This window comes from Phaeobacter sp. JH20_34, assembly GCF_048056095.1.
GTDB lineage: Bacteria > Pseudomonadota > Alphaproteobacteria > Rhodobacterales > Rhodobacteraceae > Phaeobacter > Phaeobacter bryozoorum.
Genome location: NZ_JAYMWT010000001.1, coordinates 140,709 through 159,528 on the forward strand (window position 1 = coordinate 140,709; position 18,820 = coordinate 159,528).

Annotated in this window: 20 protein-coding genes; 12 read left to right on the forward strand and 8 right to left on the reverse strand. The window is 59.9% G+C overall.

From position 1 onward, the window contains the following. Positions 1-37 precede the first annotated feature (37 nt). Both VWZ81_RS00690 and VWZ81_RS00695 read left to right on the forward strand, forming a co-directional pair. The gene (locus VWZ81_RS00690; RefSeq protein WP_416541772.1) at positions 38-418 is read left to right on the forward strand and encodes a DUF2946 family protein; all 381 of its coding nucleotides are present in this window, start codon (positions 38-40) and stop codon (positions 416-418) included. A gap of 59 nt (positions 419-477) precedes the next feature. Beyond that, positions 478-1,866, forward strand: coding sequence for a PepSY-associated TM helix domain-containing protein (locus VWZ81_RS00695; protein ID WP_416541773.1), 1,389 nt, complete (start codon positions 478-480; stop codon positions 1,864-1,866). 93 nt (positions 1,867-1,959) lie between these two features. Here VWZ81_RS00695 and VWZ81_RS00700 read toward each other — a convergent pair whose 3' ends face one another. Genes VWZ81_RS00700 through VWZ81_RS00730 form a run of 7 tightly spaced genes read right to left on the reverse strand, consistent with a single transcriptional unit; the run spans position 1,960 to position 6,852 of the window. Continuing rightward, a complete protein-coding gene (locus VWZ81_RS00700) occupies positions 1,960-2,265 on the reverse strand; it encodes a hypothetical protein (RefSeq protein ID WP_340547712.1) in 306 nt (101 codons plus the stop codon). 35 nt (positions 2,266-2,300) lie between these two features. Further along, a complete protein-coding gene (locus VWZ81_RS00705) occupies positions 2,301-2,687 on the reverse strand; it encodes a response regulator (RefSeq protein ID WP_340547713.1) in 387 nt (128 codons plus the stop codon). A gap of 37 nt (positions 2,688-2,724) precedes the next feature. Further along, positions 2,725-3,588: a CheR family methyltransferase gene (locus tag VWZ81_RS00710; protein ID WP_340547714.1), complete on the reverse strand. Its 864-nt coding sequence runs from the start codon at positions 3,586-3,588 to the stop codon at positions 2,725-2,727. Beyond that, positions 3,585-4,073 carry a chemotaxis protein CheW gene (locus tag VWZ81_RS00715; RefSeq protein WP_340547715.1) on the reverse strand — a complete coding sequence of 163 codons (489 nt, stop codon included), beginning with the start codon at positions 4,071-4,073 and terminating at the stop codon, positions 3,585-3,587. Before VWZ81_RS00715 ends, VWZ81_RS00710 begins: the two co-directional genes overlap by 4 nt. Then, positions 4,057-6,192 carry a chemotaxis protein CheA gene (locus VWZ81_RS00720; protein WP_416535507.1) on the reverse strand — a complete coding sequence of 712 codons (2,136 nt, stop codon included), beginning with the start codon at positions 6,190-6,192 and terminating at the stop codon, positions 4,057-4,059. Before VWZ81_RS00720 ends, VWZ81_RS00715 begins: the two co-directional genes overlap by 17 nt. 1 nt (position 6,193) lies before the next feature. Then, entirely contained in the window at positions 6,194-6,568 is a 375-nt protein-coding gene (locus VWZ81_RS00725; RefSeq protein ID WP_340547717.1) for a response regulator, read from the reverse strand. Next, positions 6,565-6,852: an STAS domain-containing protein gene (locus tag VWZ81_RS00730; protein ID WP_340547718.1), complete on the reverse strand. Its 288-nt coding sequence runs from the start codon at positions 6,850-6,852 to the stop codon at positions 6,565-6,567. Before VWZ81_RS00730 ends, VWZ81_RS00725 begins: the two co-directional genes overlap by 4 nt. A gap of 389 nt (positions 6,853-7,241) precedes the next feature. Here VWZ81_RS00730 and VWZ81_RS00735 point away from each other — a divergent pair, with 389 nt between their 5' ends. The 7 genes from VWZ81_RS00735 (at position 7,242) to VWZ81_RS00765 (ending at position 15,644) form a co-directional block, all read left to right on the forward strand. Further along, a complete protein-coding gene (locus tag VWZ81_RS00735) occupies positions 7,242-9,674 on the forward strand; it encodes a methyl-accepting chemotaxis protein (protein ID WP_416541774.1) in 2,433 nt (810 codons plus the stop codon). Positions 9,675-9,830: 156 nt separating this feature from the next. Continuing rightward, positions 9,831-10,769, forward strand: coding sequence for a CheB methylesterase domain-containing protein (locus tag VWZ81_RS00740; RefSeq protein ID WP_340547745.1), 939 nt, complete (start codon positions 9,831-9,833; stop codon positions 10,767-10,769). A gap of 24 nt (positions 10,770-10,793) precedes the next feature. Next, complete coding sequence (locus VWZ81_RS00745) at positions 10,794-11,348, forward strand: chemotaxis protein CheD (protein WP_340547720.1); 555 nt, start codon at positions 10,794-10,796, stop codon at positions 11,346-11,348. A 187-nt stretch (positions 11,349-11,535) separates the two neighbouring features. Further along, positions 11,536-12,351 carry a molybdate ABC transporter substrate-binding protein gene (modA, locus tag VWZ81_RS00750; RefSeq protein ID WP_416541775.1) on the forward strand — a complete coding sequence of 272 codons (816 nt, stop codon included), beginning with the start codon at positions 11,536-11,538 and terminating at the stop codon, positions 12,349-12,351. Between the two features lie 9 nt (positions 12,352-12,360). After that, a complete protein-coding gene (modB, locus tag VWZ81_RS00755) occupies positions 12,361-13,059 on the forward strand; it encodes a molybdate ABC transporter permease subunit (protein ID WP_416535347.1) in 699 nt (232 codons plus the stop codon). After that, the gene (modC, locus tag VWZ81_RS00760; RefSeq protein WP_416541776.1) at positions 13,053-14,171 is read left to right on the forward strand and encodes a molybdenum ABC transporter ATP-binding protein; all 1,119 of its coding nucleotides are present in this window, start codon (positions 13,053-13,055) and stop codon (positions 14,169-14,171) included. The genes modB and modC overlap by 7 nt, the downstream gene beginning before the upstream one ends. Before the next feature lie 171 nt (positions 14,172-14,342). Further along, a complete protein-coding gene (locus VWZ81_RS00765) occupies positions 14,343-15,644 on the forward strand; it encodes an NAD(P)/FAD-dependent oxidoreductase (protein ID WP_416541777.1) in 1,302 nt (433 codons plus the stop codon). Here the strand turns inward: VWZ81_RS00765 and VWZ81_RS00770 are convergent. Then, the gene (locus tag VWZ81_RS00770; protein ID WP_416541778.1) at positions 15,638-16,642 is read right to left on the reverse strand and encodes a zinc ABC transporter substrate-binding protein; all 1,005 of its coding nucleotides are present in this window, start codon (positions 16,640-16,642) and stop codon (positions 15,638-15,640) included. The two genes, VWZ81_RS00765 and VWZ81_RS00770, sit on opposite strands and share 7 nt — an antisense overlap. Before the next feature lie 96 nt (positions 16,643-16,738). Here VWZ81_RS00770 and VWZ81_RS00775 point away from each other — a divergent pair, with 96 nt between their 5' ends. Genes VWZ81_RS00775 through VWZ81_RS00785 form a run of 3 tightly spaced genes read left to right on the forward strand, consistent with a single transcriptional unit; the run spans position 16,739 to position 18,791 of the window. Then, positions 16,739-17,221: a Fur family transcriptional regulator gene (locus tag VWZ81_RS00775; RefSeq protein ID WP_340547726.1), complete on the forward strand. Its 483-nt coding sequence runs from the start codon at positions 16,739-16,741 to the stop codon at positions 17,219-17,221. Continuing rightward, positions 17,218-17,997 (forward strand): metal ABC transporter ATP-binding protein, encoded by a 780-nt coding sequence (locus VWZ81_RS00780; protein WP_340547727.1) that lies wholly within the window; start codon positions 17,218-17,220, stop codon positions 17,995-17,997. Before VWZ81_RS00775 ends, VWZ81_RS00780 begins: the two co-directional genes overlap by 4 nt. Next, a complete protein-coding gene (locus VWZ81_RS00785) occupies positions 17,994-18,791 on the forward strand; it encodes a metal ABC transporter permease (RefSeq protein ID WP_416541779.1) in 798 nt (265 codons plus the stop codon). Before VWZ81_RS00780 ends, VWZ81_RS00785 begins: the two co-directional genes overlap by 4 nt. Positions 18,792-18,820 lie beyond the last annotated feature (29 nt).

Sequence of the window (18,820 nt, forward strand, 5' to 3'; positions counted from 1 at the left end):
CTCGCCATCACGCCGCAGTCGAAGTAACACACTGCACATGCGATTCGCGGTACATATCCTGCCACGGCTGGCCATGATGCTAGCACTGGTGCTGGCCATGGTCGGCACCGGATTTGCACATCGCTATGACCGCGCCGTTGACTCGCCCGACTATGCCGCCTTTGTCGCCGCAGGCGGCACATTAAGCGATCTCTGTGGTGACAGCACGGACCCAGATCACGGTGCTCTTGCAAAATGTGAGGCCTGCCGACTGACCGCTGCGGCCCTGATGCCGAGCCATCCAGAAACGCCCGGCCTGAGCTTGGTACAGCGTCCGAGAACACGCGCAGCCGTCGTCAAACCGCTGCGCCGAGACCGCCCGCGTGGTCCGGCACATCGCACCCGGGCCCCTCCAGCGCCATTGACCTTCCTTCTCTGACGTCAATTGCAAACTATGCGCTGCCACACCGGCAGCCAAAAAAGGCCTGGAGCCAACCTATGACCCTGCCCCATTCCCCCGTGCAGCCGCAGGGCCGCACGCAGAAACTCTATTTTGCTGCCTGGCGGTGGCATTTCTACACCGGTCTGTTCGTCATTCCGTTTCTCGCAACACTCGCGCTAACCGGGCTGGCCATGCTGTGGATCGCCTGGGTTGACGGGCGCGATGGCGAACGTACCCCCGTCACTGCCCAAGCCCACGCCCTGCCACTTTCGGCGCAGGCCGATGCCGCGCAGGCAATCCTGCCTGATGGCATCTTGAAAACATACGTGGCCCCCCGAGGGGCCGACCTCGCCGCGCTCTTTCGCATCGATCACGACGGTGACGCAGTGATGGTTGCGGTCGACCCGTATACGGCCACGGTCATCGAAACCTTCCCGCGCCGCAGCGGATGGTATGATTTCGCCGACAGTCTGCATAGCGATCTGATGCTCGGCGTCACTGGCGACCGCATCCTGGAAACCGCTGCCTCTCTGACCATGCTGCTGATCGCGACCGGCCTATACATGTGGTGGCCCCGAAATCTGGGCTGGCGCCACGCATTGCTGCCGAGCCGGGGACGCGGCCGGACGACGTGGAGATCTCTGCACGGGGTGGTCGGTTTCGGGATTTCGCTTTTCCTTGCACTGTTTCTGGTTTCAGGCCTTGCCTGGGCCGGTCTCTGGGGTGGGAAACTGGTTCAGGCCTGGAGCCAGTTTCCGGCGGAGAAATGGGACAACGTCCCCCTGTCCGGCGATACCCATGCCAGCATGGACCACACCCGCCGCGAGGTTCCTTGGGCACTTGAGCAGACGCCGATGCCAGCTTCAGGGGGAACTGCGGGCATCAGCGGTGTTATCGGTGCAACTGTCGACATCGACAGCGTTGACGCCCTGGCGCGCCAGATCGGATTTGGCGGACGATATCAGCTCAGCATTGCACGCGGCGATACCGGTGTCTGGACCCTGAGCCGCGATTCCATGAGCACCGACAGTATCAACCCCACCTCTGACCGGACTGTCCATGTCGACCGCTACACCGGCAAGATTCTGGCGGATGTCCGATTTGCCGATTATTCTTGGCCCGGAAAGGCGATGGCCGTCGGGATTGCCCTCCATATGGGCACGTTGGGGCTGTGGAGCGTTCTGGCAAATACGCTGGTTTGCCTCTCCATCCTGTTTCTATGTGCCAGTGCCGTGGTGCTCTGGTGGAAGCGTCGTCCTGCCAAATCAGGCCGTCTCTCCGCCCCGCCGATGCCCAAGGAACTGCCTCTCTGGAAAGGCGCAGGACTGGTCGGGATTGCCGTATGCATTGCCTTTCCGATGGCGGGGCTGGCTCTTCTGTCGCTGCTGATGCTGGACGGGTTGATCCTGACGCGCCTGCCCGCGCTACGCCACCGCCTGACATAACATCAGTCGAAACATGCGACAGATACGCCAGCGACCAGGCATGCGCACGACCCAAGATATGACTGCACCGCCCGATGGGCGGTGCAGAGGGTCTCACTTCTGAGATGCGCTGGCCGGATCGCGGAGCCGGTCACGCAGTTTGTGCAATGTCACCACGGCGCTGCTATCGTTGAGATTGATACCGCCGGTTTCCTTCGCAAGCTTCTGTAGTTCCGCATAGAACTTTCCCAGGGCCGCAAGCGTCTGCACGACAAGATCGAAATCCTGCAGCGATTGCCGCTCTTCGCGGGTTGGAGGCGTCCCACGCTCAAAGATTGTAAGCACCGTATCTTCAAGCGCCTGCACCTGGGTTTGCAACCGCTGCATTTCCGCGCGTGACACATCGCAAAGATCACTCACCGTGTGACCCTTTGGCGGTGGTGTCGACTGCATGTTCATAGGCGGCCAACCACTTGCTCGATTGCCTGCTTCATAGTGGCAACGGTGAACGGCTTGCGAATGATGTTATTCATCGCCAGGCGACGACCGACTTCAACGATCTCCGGTGTCGGTTTGCCCGTGACGAGGATAAAGCCTACACGTTGTGTCACGCGGTGCTCACGCAGCGCTTTCAGCAGGCCAAGCCCATCCATGCCCGGCATGTTGTAGTCGGACAGCACCAGGTGAACCGGATTAGTCACGAGCTTCTGAAACGCAGATTGCCCGTTGTTTTCAACCATGTAGTTACTCACGCCAAGCTCGTCCAGACATTGGGTCAGGATGCCTCGGCTGGTAGACATATCGTCAACGACCATCACACGCAGAGAGTCTTTCAAGCTCATTTTTAGTTCCTCATTTTCTCTTTTTTTGCCGGACTGCTCAGGTGTTCCCACCGGCAGGAGAGTTTAAGTAAGTGGTGATCCCGACGGTCTGCAGCGCCGATGCCGCAGGGCCGGACATACGTTCCGAGTGGCCGATAAACAGATAGCCGCCCGGATTGAGACTGCGCTGAAAGGCGTGCCAGACCTTTTGCTGGGTCGGGGTGTCGAAGTAGATGGCCACGTTTCGACAGAAGATGGCGTCAAACTTTCCTTTGAACGGAAAGGGTTCGATCAGGTTGAGCACACCAAATGTCAGCAGGGCACGCAGATCTTCGCGGATCGCACCATCTTGCCCTTCGATCTTATAGTAGCCGCTGTATTTCTGCGGGATCTGCGACAGCTCTTCAGCAGAGTAGCGTGCCGACGACGCCTTGCGGACAACAACAGGATCGATATCGGTGCCAAGGATTTTGACATCCAGTTTCTCAACATCCGGGCACAGTTCCTTGAGCACCATCGCGATGGTGTAGGGTTCCTGCCCGTTCGAACACCCTGCCGACCAAATTCGCACCCGATCTCCGCGACGCGCCTTTTCCAGGAGCGGCGGCAGCACGTCGTCGCGCAAAGTGTCAAAGTGATGCGGCTCTCGAAAGAACTGCGTCACATTTGTCGTCAGCAGAGACAGCAGCTCGCTGCGCTCCACATCCGCATTTGGTCCGTTCAACTCCTTCAGGTAGGATTTGAAATCGGTATAGTTGAGCTTGCGCAACCGCCGCGCCAAGCGAGAAGAAACCAAGGGTTTCTTGCTGCTGGACATGGCCAGCCCAAAGTGCTTGTGCGCGAAATCGGCGATGGCTTCGAAATCCTGATCAGACAGGGTGAAACCATCCGCACGAGAATCAATGGGATTGGCAATGGTCACGAGATCACCTGTTCCGGTACAGTGATGACCGCATCCAGATTGATGATCCGCACCATGGTTTCATCGTGCGAAATAATCCCTTGGATGTAGTCCATCGTGTTGCGACTATCCACCGGCGGGGTGTCCTGGATATCATCCGGGTTGATCGAGATGATCTCCGATACGGACTCTGCCAGCAGACCAACCGGCTTGCCGTGCACCGAGACAACGATCACGACGTTTCGCTCGCTCGCTTCGGTCTGCTGCAGCCCAAACCGCGCGGACAGATCGTAGATCGGGATCACCGCGCCGCGTAGGTTCATCACGCCCAAGACATCTGCGGGCGCATGAGGCAGGATCGTCACCGGAGACCAGCGACGGATTTCCCGGATCTGCGTGATTTTCAGACAGAACGCCTGACCAGCAACGGTGAAACTGACAAATTCGCTGTGCTGGGCGTGTTTGACTTCTGAATCTTCATATTTGGCTTCAGCTTGCGATTGCATTGCTTATTCTCCGCTCTGTGTCGAAAGCGGCTGCAGAAGGCGAAGCCGCAAGAATACTTTCAGGATCAAGGATCATAGCGATCTTACCGTCACCAAGAATGGTGGCAGCGGCGACGCCGGGAATATTCCCGCAAACGCCATCGAGGCTTTTGATGACCACCTGGCGTTGATCGTGAATATCGTCCACGGCCAAGGCACTGCGCTGACCAGTCTCCGTTTCTACCAGAAGATAGACGCCCGGTGGCTGATCCTGGTCGGCCTTGGACAATCCAAGCGCCCCGCCCACATCGCAAACAGGGACGAAGTTACCCCTGATCGACAGCAGCGTGCCATCGGCCCCCAGATTGTTGACCATGTCATCACTGCCGCGCATTGTTTCGACAATGGACGTGATCGGGACAACCATCGTTTGGTCGGCGACCGAAACAACCATTCCATCCATGACTGCAAGTGTCAGGGGCAGGATGATGGTGAAGACCGACCCCTTGCCCGGGGTAGAGGCAATATTGATCCGCCCGCCCAAAGCCGTGACAGCGTTTTTAACCACATCCATGCCAACACCACGCCCGGAGAGATTGGAAATCTCCTTTGCTGTGGAGAAACCAGGCAAGAACAACAGGTTGTCGATCTCGCTGTCGGTCAGGTCCGCATTCTCTGGAATGAGACCTTTGTCGATCGCGATCTGCTTCACCCGCGGGCGATTAACGCCGGCACCATCGTCCTTGATCTCGATACAGACACTACCGGACCGGTGAGAGGCTGACAGACGGATCTCACCACTGCGGCTTTTGCCCGCAGCTTCGCGATCGTCGGGCTTTTCGACACCGTGATCGACCGCGTTCCGCAAGATATGGGTCAACGGATCGGAGAGTCGCTCGATGACCGTCTTGTCGACCTCGGTATTCTCACCCTCGGTGATCAGCTTAGCCGTTTTTCCAGTTGCGGCTGAGGCCTCACGAACAATCCGCGCCATACGCTGAAACAGCGGTTTGACTGGTTGCGCGCGAATAGACATGACACCTTCCTGGATATCGCGGGCAAGATTTTTAAAGCCCTCCAGTTCGGTCTCGACGTCCCGCAGATCCGCAACATCAAGGTTGGCAATTTGCTGTGCCAACATCGAATGGTTGATGATCAATTCGCCGACGGCGTTGATCAGACGATCGACGCGTTCCAGGTCGACCCGCAGCGTTGGATTTGGCCCACGCTGCTCGGACTTCGCGGCCTCAGCTTTTGGCGCAGCCGCTTTCGCGGCCACCGGGGCCGCCACAGCCTCCGGTTCTGGAGCTGAGACCGGCGGTTCAAAAGGGGCAGCCACCTGATCACCGCCTTCCTCTGGAGCGGCACCAAATGCAGCCTCCAGTGCAGCCAGAGCATTGGCCTCGTCTTCTTCATCCATGTCGGATTCGATGGACAGCTCGCACAGCCCTTCGACAAATTCAAACACAGACTCGATTGCAGACTTTGGCTCTGTTGTGGTGAGCGTCAAGGCCCAGATAAGATAGCTCTCGTCGGTATCCAGAGCATCGAAACCTGGCAACTCGCTCTCGTCAAGCGCCACCTCCAGCGTGCCCAGATCAGCTAGCGTCTGGAACAGGAAATAAGGCTCGTTACCGGTCCCGTACATGTCTTTCAATGGATGGAAACGGATCGAGTAAACCCGCTCTTTCTCCACCTCGATTGGCGACATCTCAAAGGCACCGCCCAACCCCATGGGCTGGAAAACCACCTCTTCTTCATCCTCATCGATATATTCCTCGAGAGCCGCGATGAGCACATCGTGATGGGCCTCATCGGTGCTGCCACCATCGCGCGCGGTCGAAACGAGATCAGAGAGATGATCGCTGGAGCGCAGCAACAGCTGGATCAGCTTGGTATCAAGACCAAGCCGGTTGGCCCGCACTTCGTCAAAGACGGTTTCGAATTTATGGGCAAAGGCCACCAGCTCATCCAAGCCAAATGCGCCCGCCCCCCCTTTGATCGAATGAACCGCCCGGAAGACAGCATTGACCACCTCAGGGTCATGATCGCCTCCTTCGATAGCGGTCAAACCCTCATCCATTGCTTCGAGGAGCTCTTCGCACTCCTCGAAGAATGTGTCCTGTATCGACCCGGCCATCTTATGCTGCGGCCCCGGTGACGCGTTTCAGCGCGAAAATCAGGGATGCGTCGTCGAATGGTTTGGTGATCCATCCGGTCGCGCCGGCACCGCGGGCGCGGGCCTTCAGTTCGGGCGCGCTCTCGGTGGTCAGGACCAGGATTGGAACCTTGGAATTGATGCCTTCCCCGCGCAGCTCTTCGATGACGCCGAACCCGTCGAGGTTTGGCATGTTGATGTCGGTAATCACCACATCCGGAGCCACGTCGGCATACATGTCCACACCTTCGCGGCCATCCACCGCGCAATGGTATTCAAAACCGGCCTCTTCAAGAGCGGCGGCCAGGAGATTCCGGATCGTGCGGGAATCGTCGATTGCCAGAACTTTCGTCTTCATGCTGTTTCCTCGTCTTCAAATCGGTTGGGCTCGAGCCCCAAAAGAGTGAGCGATTTCCGGCACCCTTCAGTGATCTTAGAGACTGAGAACCCCAGCCCCTCCGATCGCCATTGCTGTTCTGCGCTCAGCAGAAGCTGCAGGCAGCGTGACGGCATGACCGCCACACTGCTGCAATCAATCTCCACTGCCTGAGTGCGCGCCCCGCGCAAGAATGAAATCAGCGGATCAAGATCCGAGAAAGCATTGGGCAGGTCCAAGATGTGTTTTTGCGTTTCCGTCGTCATGGTCAGCGATTCGCACCCCCGTATTCGGCGACAGGTTTCAAGTCGATACGGTAGGAGTAGACGCCGGGCCTTAATATTTGATTGCCGGACCGGCGCCCCGGGGCCCGGAATTAGCGAGGATTTGGCGGTAAAAACCAACTGCAATTTCGCAAAATTTTACCGGCTGCAAATCGTCTGAATTTTTCCGCCGGGCGTACCGCCACAAAAACAGCAGCAGCGTAGGGTAATATAATTATACGGACTCCGGCGGTGCCCCGGCTGTGGAGTTTTACCGGGAAATTGCCGTGAAAAACCAACCGCTCGTAAGCTCGAAATTAACTCCTAGCAGGCATCAAGAAGGGAAAGCAGAGGCCACCATCCTCTTCTTGTGCCTGTGAATGGAGTGTCCGATGAAAATTATTCCCACCTTGCGTCTGGCGTATAAGTTGCCCCTCTTCATTGTGGGGTTCGGTGTGCTGATAACGGCGGCTTTCGTCACGATCAGCTCGGTTGCGCTGCAAAATGCGGCGATAAAACACGCCGAACAACAATTCCACGCGATGACAGAGGATCGCCGTGTTGCCCTGCGTGCGCTGATGGAGGGTATCGAGGCGGATGCGTCGACCTTGGCCACCATTCCGTCGACGGCCACCGCGCTGGAGTGGTTCACGATGACCTGGGACGGGATCGAAGGTGACGCACAGAAGGTTCTGCGGAACGCCTATGTTGACGCCAACCCGAACAAAGCCGGCGAAAAACACCTCCTTAACCGGGGGGTCGGCGATTCGCCTTATCACATGCACCATGCCCGTTTTCATCCATCACTGACTGCCGTTCTGCAGAACAAGGGGTATTACGACGTCTTCTTGATCAACCCGGCAGGCGACATCGTTTATTCCGTGACGAAGGAAGCGGACTATGCCTCTAATCTGGTTGATGGCGCCTATGCCGCATCAGGTCTGGGCAAGGCATTCCGCTCGGCCATCAAGGCATCGGCGGGAACCGTGATCTTTGCCGATCTCGAAGGCTATGCGCCCAGCAACGGCGATCCGGCCGCATTTGTTGCGACTCCAGTGTTCGATGGTGCAGGAAAACTTCAGGGTGTCCTGGCGTTGCAAGTGCCCGTCGAGATGCTGACGAATATCGTAAACCCGGCAAGCGAGATGACCGAAACGCTGAATGTGTTCATCGTCGGTCAGGATATGAAAGTCCGCACCAAATCGCGCCATGACGACCATCACAAGGTTCTTGACGAACTGGACACAGCCGAGCACCTGTCTGACGCCCTCGCTGGCAATTCAGGCTTCTATGCCAACACAACTGGTGTGACCGGCAGTGCTGTAGTCGCCTACTCTGAGCCCGTAGGCCTGCCGCAGGCCAACTGGGCGATCGTGGCCGAACAGGACCGCGCAGAGCTGTTTGCCCCCGTAAACCGCGATCGCAATCGTCTGCTGTTGATCTCGCTGGCCTGTGCCGCAGGTATGTCTGTATTCGGCTGGCTGTTTGCGCGCTCGATCACCAAGCCGATCAACCGGATCTGCGGTCGAATCGAAGAGGTTGCCTCCGGGAATCTCGAATCACCGATCCCGGAAGCGAATCAAAACGATGAAATCGGCGATATCGGCAAGCAGTTGATCAGCCTGCAGGATGATCTGAAACAGGCCCGCTCGGCGGAACTGGAGCGCGCGGAACTGCAGCGGCAACAGGAAATCGTCGTCGAACAGCTGAGCTCCGGCCTGGTGCGTCTTGCCGGTGGCGATTTCTCCCAGCCGATCAGCGATCCGTTCCCGGCGCATCACGAGAAGCTGCGGGAGAATTTCAACCGCACCGCGGACACGCTGAGCGCCACTGTGACCCAGGTGATCGACACCGCCGAAAGCATCCGCAACGGCGCCAATGAGATCAGCCAGGCCTCTGACGACCTGTCCAACCGCACCGAAAGCCAGGCCGCCACGCTGGAGGAAACCGCCGCCGCCCTGGACGAGATGACGGCCAGCGTGAAATCCGCCGCCGAAGGCGCCCGCAGTGTCGAAAGCATCATGCAGGAAGCCAAACAGGAGGCCGAAACCAGTGGCACCGTGGTGCAGAGCGCCGTCTCCGCAATGACCGAGATCGAGCAGTCCTCGACCCATATTTCGCAGATCATCGGGGTGATTGACGACATCGCCTTCCAGACCAACCTCCTGGCGCTGAACGCCGGTGTCGAGGCCGCGCGGGCCGGCGAGGCGGGCAAGGGCTTTGCCGTGGTCGCCAGCGAGGTGCGCGCCCTGGCGCAGCGGTCCTCGGATGCGGCGATGGAGATCAAGACGCTGATCGGCGACAGCACCAAGCAGGTGGAGCGGGGCGTTGATCTGGTGGGCAAAACCGGCGACGCGCTGCAAAGCATCGTGGAGCGGGTCGGTCATATCTCGAAACTGGTTTCGGGCATCGCAACCGGTGCCAGCGAACAGTCGACCGGTCTGCATGAGATCAACACCGGCGTGACCCAGCTTGACCAGGTCACCCAGCAGAACGCCGCCATGGTCGAAGAGGCCACTGCCGCCGGACATATGCTCAATGCCGATGCCACCAAGCTGGCCCAGCTGGTCGCCCATTTCCGGGTCGCGGCGGGCGCAGCTCAATCGCGCGGCAATACAGCCCCCATGCCAAAATCGACTGAAGGCCAGACCGGAGCGATGCAGAAGCCGCCAACCATGGCGTTTGACGAAGCTCCTGACGAGGCGCCCTCTGCCCCCAGCGCCCATGGCGACGACTGGGATATGGAGGCGGTCACACCGCAACCGGCACCGGCAGCTGCCAGCACCAATGGCAACGCGGCCAGGGACATCTGGCAGGATTTCTGATCCTGCGGAAGGCGCCCGGACCGTAGTTGGACCGGGCGCCCCTACATCTGAAACACTTCGGCCCTTGTCCGAACGCAACAAGCGGAATGAGCATTGTCACAGAGCCTATTGATCATCACCACGGACCGGCGTTTTGCGCAGACCATACAACACCACATGGAGGCCACCTATCCTGGCCTCCAAGTGCTCTTGGCCAATAATTTGATGATGGCCTATAATCAGGCGGAAGCCGGGCAACCCACATTCGCCTTTGTCGAAGATGGGTTCACCAAACTGCCCGAATTCGAAATGATGCTGGCCCTGTTCTCTGCGCTGGATATCCGTTGGGTATCTGTGATGGACAGCCAGACATCGACGCCGGCGCGCAGCTCATCCCCCCTGCTCGATGTGGGTGCCGGGATCTTCGAACTCACAAAATCCGACAATCCGCGTGATTTTGCCCGCTACTTCGACATGATGGTCAAGGCCCCGCGACGGGATCAGGCCTCTCCCATGCAAAAGGGCACTGCCGCTGCCGCAGGCCCCGGCAGCGACAAGATCATCCTCATCGGTTCATCCACCGGCGGTGTCGAAGCCCTGCGCAGCGTATTGGTCGGATTTCCGCTGAACTGTCCGCCAACATTGATTGTTCAGCACACCGGCAAGAATTTTGGGCGCGGGCTGGTCTCGCTTCTGGATCGCATCTGTCCGGCAAAGGTGCTGTCTGCGGATGACAATATGAACTTGTCGCCCGGCCATGTATATGTGGCCGCAGGGCAGCCCCGCCACATGGGGCTCACCCCTCGCAAACCCTATCGCACACGCTTCAAGGAAGGCCCGCCGATTTCGGGTCACATGCCGTCGGTTGATGCGCTTTTTATGTCTGCAGTCCCGATGGCAAAGAGCGTTGTTGCGACAATCTTAACCGGTATGGGCCAAGATGGGGCGCAAGGGCTGCTTGAACTGCGCAAAGCTGGGGCGAAAACCTTTGCTCAGGACGAAAAAAGCAGCGTCGTCTACGGGATGCCACGTGTCGCCTGGGAAATGGGCGCCGCGCAGCAACAGGTCTCGCTTGCGCGAATGGCCGGAACATTGATTCAGGCTTGCAAGACCTGACAGATAACTGGGAAGGAAATCACCTTGAGCGTATTTGCTAACTCCACCACGGTGACCGTCCTACAGGGCGAGTATCGCGTATCGACATCACCAACCGTGGTCTTCTCTACCGTGCTTGGGTCCTGTATCGCGGCATGTATCTACGATGACCAAGTGGGCGTCGGCGGCATGAACCATTTCCTGCTGGCCTCCTCGACGGCCAGCGATAGCGTCAATGCCCGCTATGGGATCCACGCGATGGAACTGCTGATCAACGGCATCATGAAAAAGGGCGCTCGCCGCGAAAACCTGAAGGCAAAGGTCTTTGGCGGCGCCAAGATGTCGGCCAACCTCTCCGATATCGGGGCCTCAAATGCGGATTTTGTCCAGCGCTTTCTGAGGGATGAGGGCATCGCTGTTGTCTCCTCCAGCGTCGGTGGAACCTCGGCACGACGGGTCCGCTTCCACGCTGTTTCGGGTGCTGCACAGCAGACACAGGTGAAGGATGATCGGCGTCTGGGCGAACAGGAACGGGTCGCGGCACGTCCGGCACCGGCTGCCAAGCCTGCGGCAGATGTTGGCGCAGTGACGCTGTTCTAAGGCAGAAAGGGACGGGCAACACGCCTGTGTCCCGTGTCCGCAATCGCCAGAAATTTCAGGAAGGGTCCGCTAGTTTCGGACCCTTCTTTTTGGTCATGGGTTGTGGCTTTACCAACCCTCTTGCGCCTTGCAGCCTGCCAGGATGAGCCGCTATGATCCAATGTGTCATCCGACGACAGGATCTACCGTGCAACACAACCAGCAGTTCACCCTGCCCAAGGGTCTGGGATCGTGGATAATTCGGTGCGTTGCTTGCCTTGCCCTTGCCCTCACCTTCGTGCTGCCCCGGGCAGCATTGGCCGATCGGTTGACCATCTTTGGCGCAGCCAGTCTCAAAACCGCGTTGGAGCAGATATCGCAGGTCTATGAGGAGCAAACCGGCATCGCCGTTGATCTGTCCCTGGCCGGGTCCTCCCTTCTGGCCCGGCAGCTGCAATATGGTGCACCGGCGGATGTCTTCATTTCTGCCAACGCAGCCTGGATGGACTGGGCCCAGAGCCAAGACCTGATTGCTGCGGATACCCGGTTCGATCTGCTCGGCAACTCTCTGCTCCTGATTGCACCCGCCGCCGCACAACAAAAAAGTGACGCGCTGTCACTGAACGACGGGTCAGGGCTTCTGGAACAGGTCCAGGATCGCCCGCTGGCGATGGCGTTGGTTGATGCGGTGCCAGCAGGCATCTACGGCAAATCCGCGTTGCAGCACCTCGGGCTCTGGGATCAATTGCACCCACATATTGCCCAGACAGACAATGTTCGGGCAGCCTTGGCGCTTGTCCGCCGTGGAGCGGCCGGGCTTGGCATCGTCTACGGCTCCGACATTGTCGGAGTGAGCGACGTTACCGTCGTTGACCGGTTCCCGGCAGACAGCCACGGGCCGATAGTCTACCCTGCCGCGGCAACCCACAATGGGCAGAAGGCCATGGATTTCCTCAACTTCTTAAGCAGCCCGATTGCGAAAGACATCTTTGTCGGGCAAGGTTTCACCGTTCTAGTGGAGTGATCCTTCGACATGCAGTGGCTTGGTCCCGAGGAATGGCAGGCGGTCGCCCTGTCCTTGAAAGTGTCGTTCTGGGCAACCCTGCTGTCGCTTCCTCTGGGGCTGATGGTGGCGCTGGCGCTGGCGCGCGGGCAGTTTCGGGGCAAGGCCCTGCTGAACGGGGTGGTCCATCTGCCTCTGATCCTGCCACCGGTGGTGACCGGCTACATTCTGTTGATTGTTTTCAGTGGCCCCAGCCCGGTCGGCACGGCCTTGAATGCGGTCGGGATCACATTTGCCTTTCGCTGGACCGGCGCTGCGCTCGCCGCCGCGATCATGGGGTTCCCGCTGATGGTGCGCGCCATGCGCCTGTCGCTGGAGGCCGTAGATCCAAGACTGGAACAGGCCGCTGCAACGCTTGGCGCATCGCGGTTCTGGGTTTTCGTGACCATCACGCTGCCCCTGATCCTGCCCGGCGTGCTTGCGGGTGCTGTGCTTGGCTTTGCCAAGGCGATGGGCGAGTTTGGAGCAACGATCACCTTCGTCTCCAACATCCCCGGCCAGACGCGGACCATTCCCTCGGCGATCTACGCCTTCCTGCAGGTTCCTGACGGTGAAAATGCCGCGCTGCGTCTGGTGATCGTCTCCGTTGTCATCGCCATGGCAGCTTTGCTGGCCTCCGAATGGCTGGCGCGACGGGTGGCAAAACGTGTGCGGGGCGCCACATGCTAGAGGTCAAGCTCACCCATCAACTGGGGCAACTTGCCGTTGATGTCGATTTTGCAGCGCCGGCCGGGGTGACCGTCCTGTTTGGCCGCTCCGGCGCCGGGAAAACCACCGTCACCAACGCGGTCGCAGGCCTTTTGAAACCGGCCACTGGCAAGATCCGCGTAAAGGATCGCATTGTTCTGGACACCAGTGCCGACATCAACATCCCGCCTCATCGACGCCGCATCGGTTATATCTTTCAGGATGCCCGGCTCTTCCCGCATATGACGGTGGCAAAAAACCTCTCTTACGGTCAACGGTTTATCGGCAAGAACCGTAAGGCAGCGCCATTTGACACCGTGGTCGACATGCTAGGGCTGGGCGGGCTGCTGAAACGCCACCCGACACATCTCTCCGGGGGCGAGAAACAGCGCGTGGCCATTGGCCGTGCATTGCTGGCCGCACCGGACATGATACTGGCGGATGAGCCTCTTGCCGCGTTGGACGAGGCGCGAAAGGCAGAGATCCTGCCCTATCTTGAGCGGCTGCGCGACGAATTCTCGGTGCCGATACTCTATGTGACTCATTCCGTTGCCGAGGTTGCCCGCCTGGCAACGACAGTGGTCGCCCTGCAGGATGGAAAATGCAGTCGCGTTGGTCCTGCCGATGTTGTCCTCGCTGATCCGGCCATCATGCCGACCGGCGTGCGCGGCGCGGGCGCTATCCTTCAGGCCGTCGTTGAGCAGCACCATCCAGATGGGCTGAGCGAACTGAATGCCGGTGGCATTGCGCTGTTCCTGCCGCAGGTGCCACATCCGCCGGGTCAAACCGTGCGTGTGCGAATATCGGCACACGAGGTGATCCTCTCGCGTGAGCGCCCCATCGGCCTGTCTGCGCTGAACATTCTTCCGGGCCGGATCACCGCCCTGCGCAGCGGCGGGGGACCGGGTATTATGATATCATTGCAGACGCCCGCCGGCGCCCTGTTGGCGCGGGTCACCCGACGATCTGCCGTTGCGCTGAACCTCGCGGTTGGGACACAGTGCCATGCTATCGTTAAATCCGTGTCCGTCGCACCCGAGGACGTGGGCGGTGCGCACACGGGCAAACATATGCCGAATGAAATCTCACGGTAAACCGTGTGCCCTCTGCTGATTTCTCTCGGCAGAGGCCAGTCGCTGCGGTATGCCCGAAGGGTGACAGGCCATCAGCAAACGGTGTCCGACACCCGTCACGCCAAGGAGGGAGGCGCAAGTGCAGCACCAGACAATCGAGACGACGTCTCCCGAGGTTATAGGCCGTCGGTCATGACGCACGAGCCGGGTCGCAGCCTCTGGCAGGAAACCACCCGCGAGGTGCTCTCGGCCCCCGTTTTGACGGGCGAGGTTTCGGCCGATCTCGTTGTCATCGGCGGCGGCTACACCGGCTGCTCCGCCGCTTTGCGCGCGGCAGAGATGGGTGCTGATGTCTGCCTGCTGGAGGCCGATAGCTTTGGCGCAGGCGGATCCGGGCGGAATGTCGGGCTGGTCAACGCCGGTCTCTGGCTGCCGCCAGAAGAGATCAACGCCGCATTGGGAACTGTGGCTGGCGCGCGGCTTTCGGAGCTGCTGGCAGCAGCGCCCGCAGCTGTCTTTGATCTGATCAAGACCCATCAGATCGACTGTGAACCGGTCCATAATGGAACATTGCACTGCGCCCATGCGCCCTCTGGGTTGAAGGATCTGCACAATCGCCACCGGCAGCTGGCTGCGATTGGCGCTTCGGTCAGGTTGCTGTCGCGCAGCGAGGCAATTGCTCGGGTCGGCAGCGACGCGGTCCATGGCGCGTTGTTCGACCCCCGGGCCGGCACGATTCAACCGCTGGCCTATGCCATCGGATTGGCCCGCGCCGCGATGGCCCAGGGGGCCCGTCTGCACGCCCAGTCTCCGGTCGTGACTCTTGACCGTCACGCCACTGGCTGGCTCGTCGCGACGCCCGGTGGCACGGTGCGCGCCAGACATCTGATCATGGCGACCAATGCCTATCCGCAACCCATCGCGGGCTACGCAGCACCGGCGTCTATTCCGGTCAGCTATTTTCAGGCGGCAACAGCGCCGCTGCCCGATGATTTGGCCAACGAGATCCTGCCGCAGGGCGAAGGCTGCTGGGACACGGGTCTGATCATGTCTTCCTGGCGCCGCGACCGTGCGGGGAGGCTGATCATCGGCGGCATGGGGGAACTCTCACACCCAGCCGGCCGTGTGCACAGCAACTGGTTGCGGCGCAAACTGGCGCGCATGTTCCCTGCTCTTGCAGACTACCCGCTCGAGACGCAATGGGCAGGCAAAATCGCCATGACAACGGAGCACATCCCCAAGATTATAGATCTTGGTCAAGGGTTTGCCTGTTTTGGATATTCGGGCCGGGGCATCGGTCCCGGCACGCTCTTTGGCAGACGCATGGCAGACGCGCTGATTGGTGAAGACCCATCCCTGCTGCCAGTCCCATTGAGCCACCATCACCGGTTGCCCTTCGCAGGTTTGCGTGGCGCCTATTACGAAACAGGGGCCACGCTGATCCATCTGTTGGCCGAACGCTCGGGCTCAAGATCGCCAGCTGCTGATCAATAGCAGCTGGCGATGGCCGCGCCGACAGATGTCAGAAGCTTCGGATAGAAATCCGGGCCAAGATCCAGCGTTACACCCAGTGGATCAACAACAGCAGTGCGCGCCTCCGTACCGTCCAGAACCGTCGCAACCAGGCCCGGGTTAAACTGCGGCTCTGACAGCACACATCGCACTTTCATCTCTTGGACCGTCGCGCGAATCTCCGCGATCCGCGCCGGGCTTGGATCAGAGGCATCGCTGAGCGAGATCGCACCGGCGGCCTGAACACCGAACCCGGTTTCAAAATACTGATAAGCATCGTGAAAAACCACAAACGGCTTGCCCGCAACCGGGGTCAGTTTGGCGGAGATTTCAGCGGTCGCCGCCGCAATTTCAGCCTGCCCCTCTGCGGCGTTCCGCAGGTATAGCGCTTCATTGTCAGGATCGGCGTCAGCCAGGGCCTCGGCGATGACCTGCAACCAGGCGCTGCCGTTCTCCGCCATCAACCAGGCATGCGGATCCAGGCTTCCCGGCTCGTGCCTGTGGCCGTGATCGTCGTGCCCCTCCTCATCGTGATGGGCATCATTGTGGTCATCCCCATGCCCCTCATGATGGTCATCGGAGTGTTCTTCTGCGTGCTCATCGTGATCACCGCGCCCGAACTGAACTGTGTCACGCACCCTCAGCTGCCGCGTTGTGTCAGCCTCAAGCAGGGAAATAACCGTGGCGTCAGAGGCCAGCGTCGCGATAGGCCCCTCCAACCATGGGGTCAGCCTCGGGCCAACCCAGAACACCAGATTCGCCTGATCCAATGCCCGCGCTTCCGAGGGGCGCATCGCGTGGCTATGCGGCGAAGCGCCGGGCGGCACCACAAGCTCAGGGGCACCAACCCCCTGCATCACCCGCGAGACGAGGCCATGGACTGGCGTGATATCAGCCGCGACCGTCGGAACCTCGGCGAGAGCTGTCGTCGCTGTGGTACAGACAGTTGCGGCAATTGCAAGATAGCGGAGATGTCCCATGATGGCCTCATGTAATTGTATAACATTACGGCGGTTGATAAACGTCATAACATAACATATCAACCCCGAAAGAGAGACCGCCCAACGGAGCCTCAGATGGACCCCATCGGATTTCATGCGCACGACCACAGCCATTGCATAAACGACGGTATCGCCGTTGCAGATGCCCATTGCCGTGCACATGGCCTGCAATTCACCCCGGTACGCCGCCGCGTGCTGGAAATCCTGCTCCAGGCCCATCGCGCCATGGGCGCCTATGATCTGCTCGACATCCTGCGCGACGAAGGGCTTGGATCACAGCCACCAATCGCCTATCGCGCCTTGGATTTTCTGGTGAAGAACGGCTTTGTGCACAAGATCGAACGACTCAACGCCTTTGTGGCCTGTAGCCATCCCGGCGACGATCACGCGCCGGTCTTCATGATCTGCCGCACCTGCAACGCGGTTGCCGAAGCCCCCTCGCAAACCACCAACGGTCGTCTGGGAACTGCCGCCCGCGAGGCAGGATTCCTGATCGAACGGACGGTGATGGAGGCCGAGGGCCTGTGCCCCAAATGCCAGCAGGACGACGCGCAATGACACTGGTCAATCTGGACGGCGTCACCGTACGCCACAATGCAAACCCCGTGCTGCACAACGTCGACTTTGCCATTAACCCCGGAGAGATTGTTACGATCGTTGGCCCCAATGGTTCCGGCAAATCGACCTTTTTGCGCACCATCATCGGCGCGCTGAGTCCCACCCGCGGCACCGTGTCAAAGGCGCCGGGACTTCGGATCGGCTATGTGCCGCAAAAACTGCATATCGACCCGACGCTCCCGCTGACAGTGCGCCGCTTCCTGAGCCTGCCCAGCCCCGTGACCGACGCCGCAGCACGAACAGCGCTAGAGCAAGCGGGCGCCGGGCAGCTGATGAAACGCCAGATGACCGGTCTTTCGGGAGGTCAGTTCCAGCGAGTTCTGCTGGCGCGCGCCCTGCTGTGCGATCCACAGCTGTTGATCCTTGATGAGGCCACGCAGGGGCTGGACCAGCCCGGATCAGCCGCCTTCTACCAGCAGATTGAACAGCTGCGCCGCGATCTGGGCTGCGCCATTCTGATGGTCAGTCACGAATTGCACGTGGTTATGGCCGCGTCGGACCGGGTGATTTGCCTCAACGGTCATATCTGTTGCGAAGGCGCGCCTGCGCATGTCGCCTCCGCCCCGGAATACCGGGCGCTGTTCGGCACCGGGACCCAAGGCGCTCTGGCGCTATACCGGCACGAACACAATCATTCCCATGATCACAGCTGCGGTCATGATCACGCGCATGACCCGCAACCTGCAACGCCCGATCTGGTGAGACAACAGTCATGACAATCTTCGACAGCTTTCTGATCCGCGCCGCTTTTGCAGGCGTCGGTGTTGCCCTTGCGGCGGCCCCTTTGGGCTGTTTCGTGGTCTGGCGACGGATGGCGTATTTTGGTGATGCCACGGCCCACGCCTCCATCCTCGGCATCGCAATTGCGCTCAGCTTCGACACGTCGATTTTTGTCGGCGTCCTTGCCATGGCCCTGATCATGGCGACGGTTGTCTCAACCCTCAGCGGTCGGGGCTACGCCGTTGACACGCTGCTCGGGGTGCTCGCTCATTCATCGCTGGCATTTGGTCTTGTGGCCGTCTCTTTCCTGCATGGTGTACGGCTGGATCTGATGGCCTATCTCTTCGGCGATATCCTTGCGGTCAATGGTCAGGATCTCATGATCATCTGGGGCGGCGCGATCCTTGTTGTGGCCCTGTTGTGGTGGCGTTGGTCCGCCCTGCTGACCGCGACCTTGAACCCGGATCTGGCCTACGCCGCAGGCATTGATCCGCGCCGCGAACAACTGGTGCTGACCCTGGCGCTGGCGGTTGTGGTCGCCGTAGCGATCAAGGTTGTCGGAGTTCTGCTGATTGCAGCCATGCTGATTATCCCGGCCGCCACCGCGCGCCCGTTTGCCGCGACACCGGAACGCATGACGGTGATTGCAGCCATCACGGGCGCGATCTCGGCGTTGGGTGGATTGCAACTGGCGTTCATGTTCGACACGCCCACCGGGCCGACAATTGTCTGCCTCGCCGCGAGCCTGTTTGCCCTGTCGAGCATCAAGCAGCTCTTCAGCCGAGCCTGAGGCAACGCCGCAGCACCAGGAAGATGCGC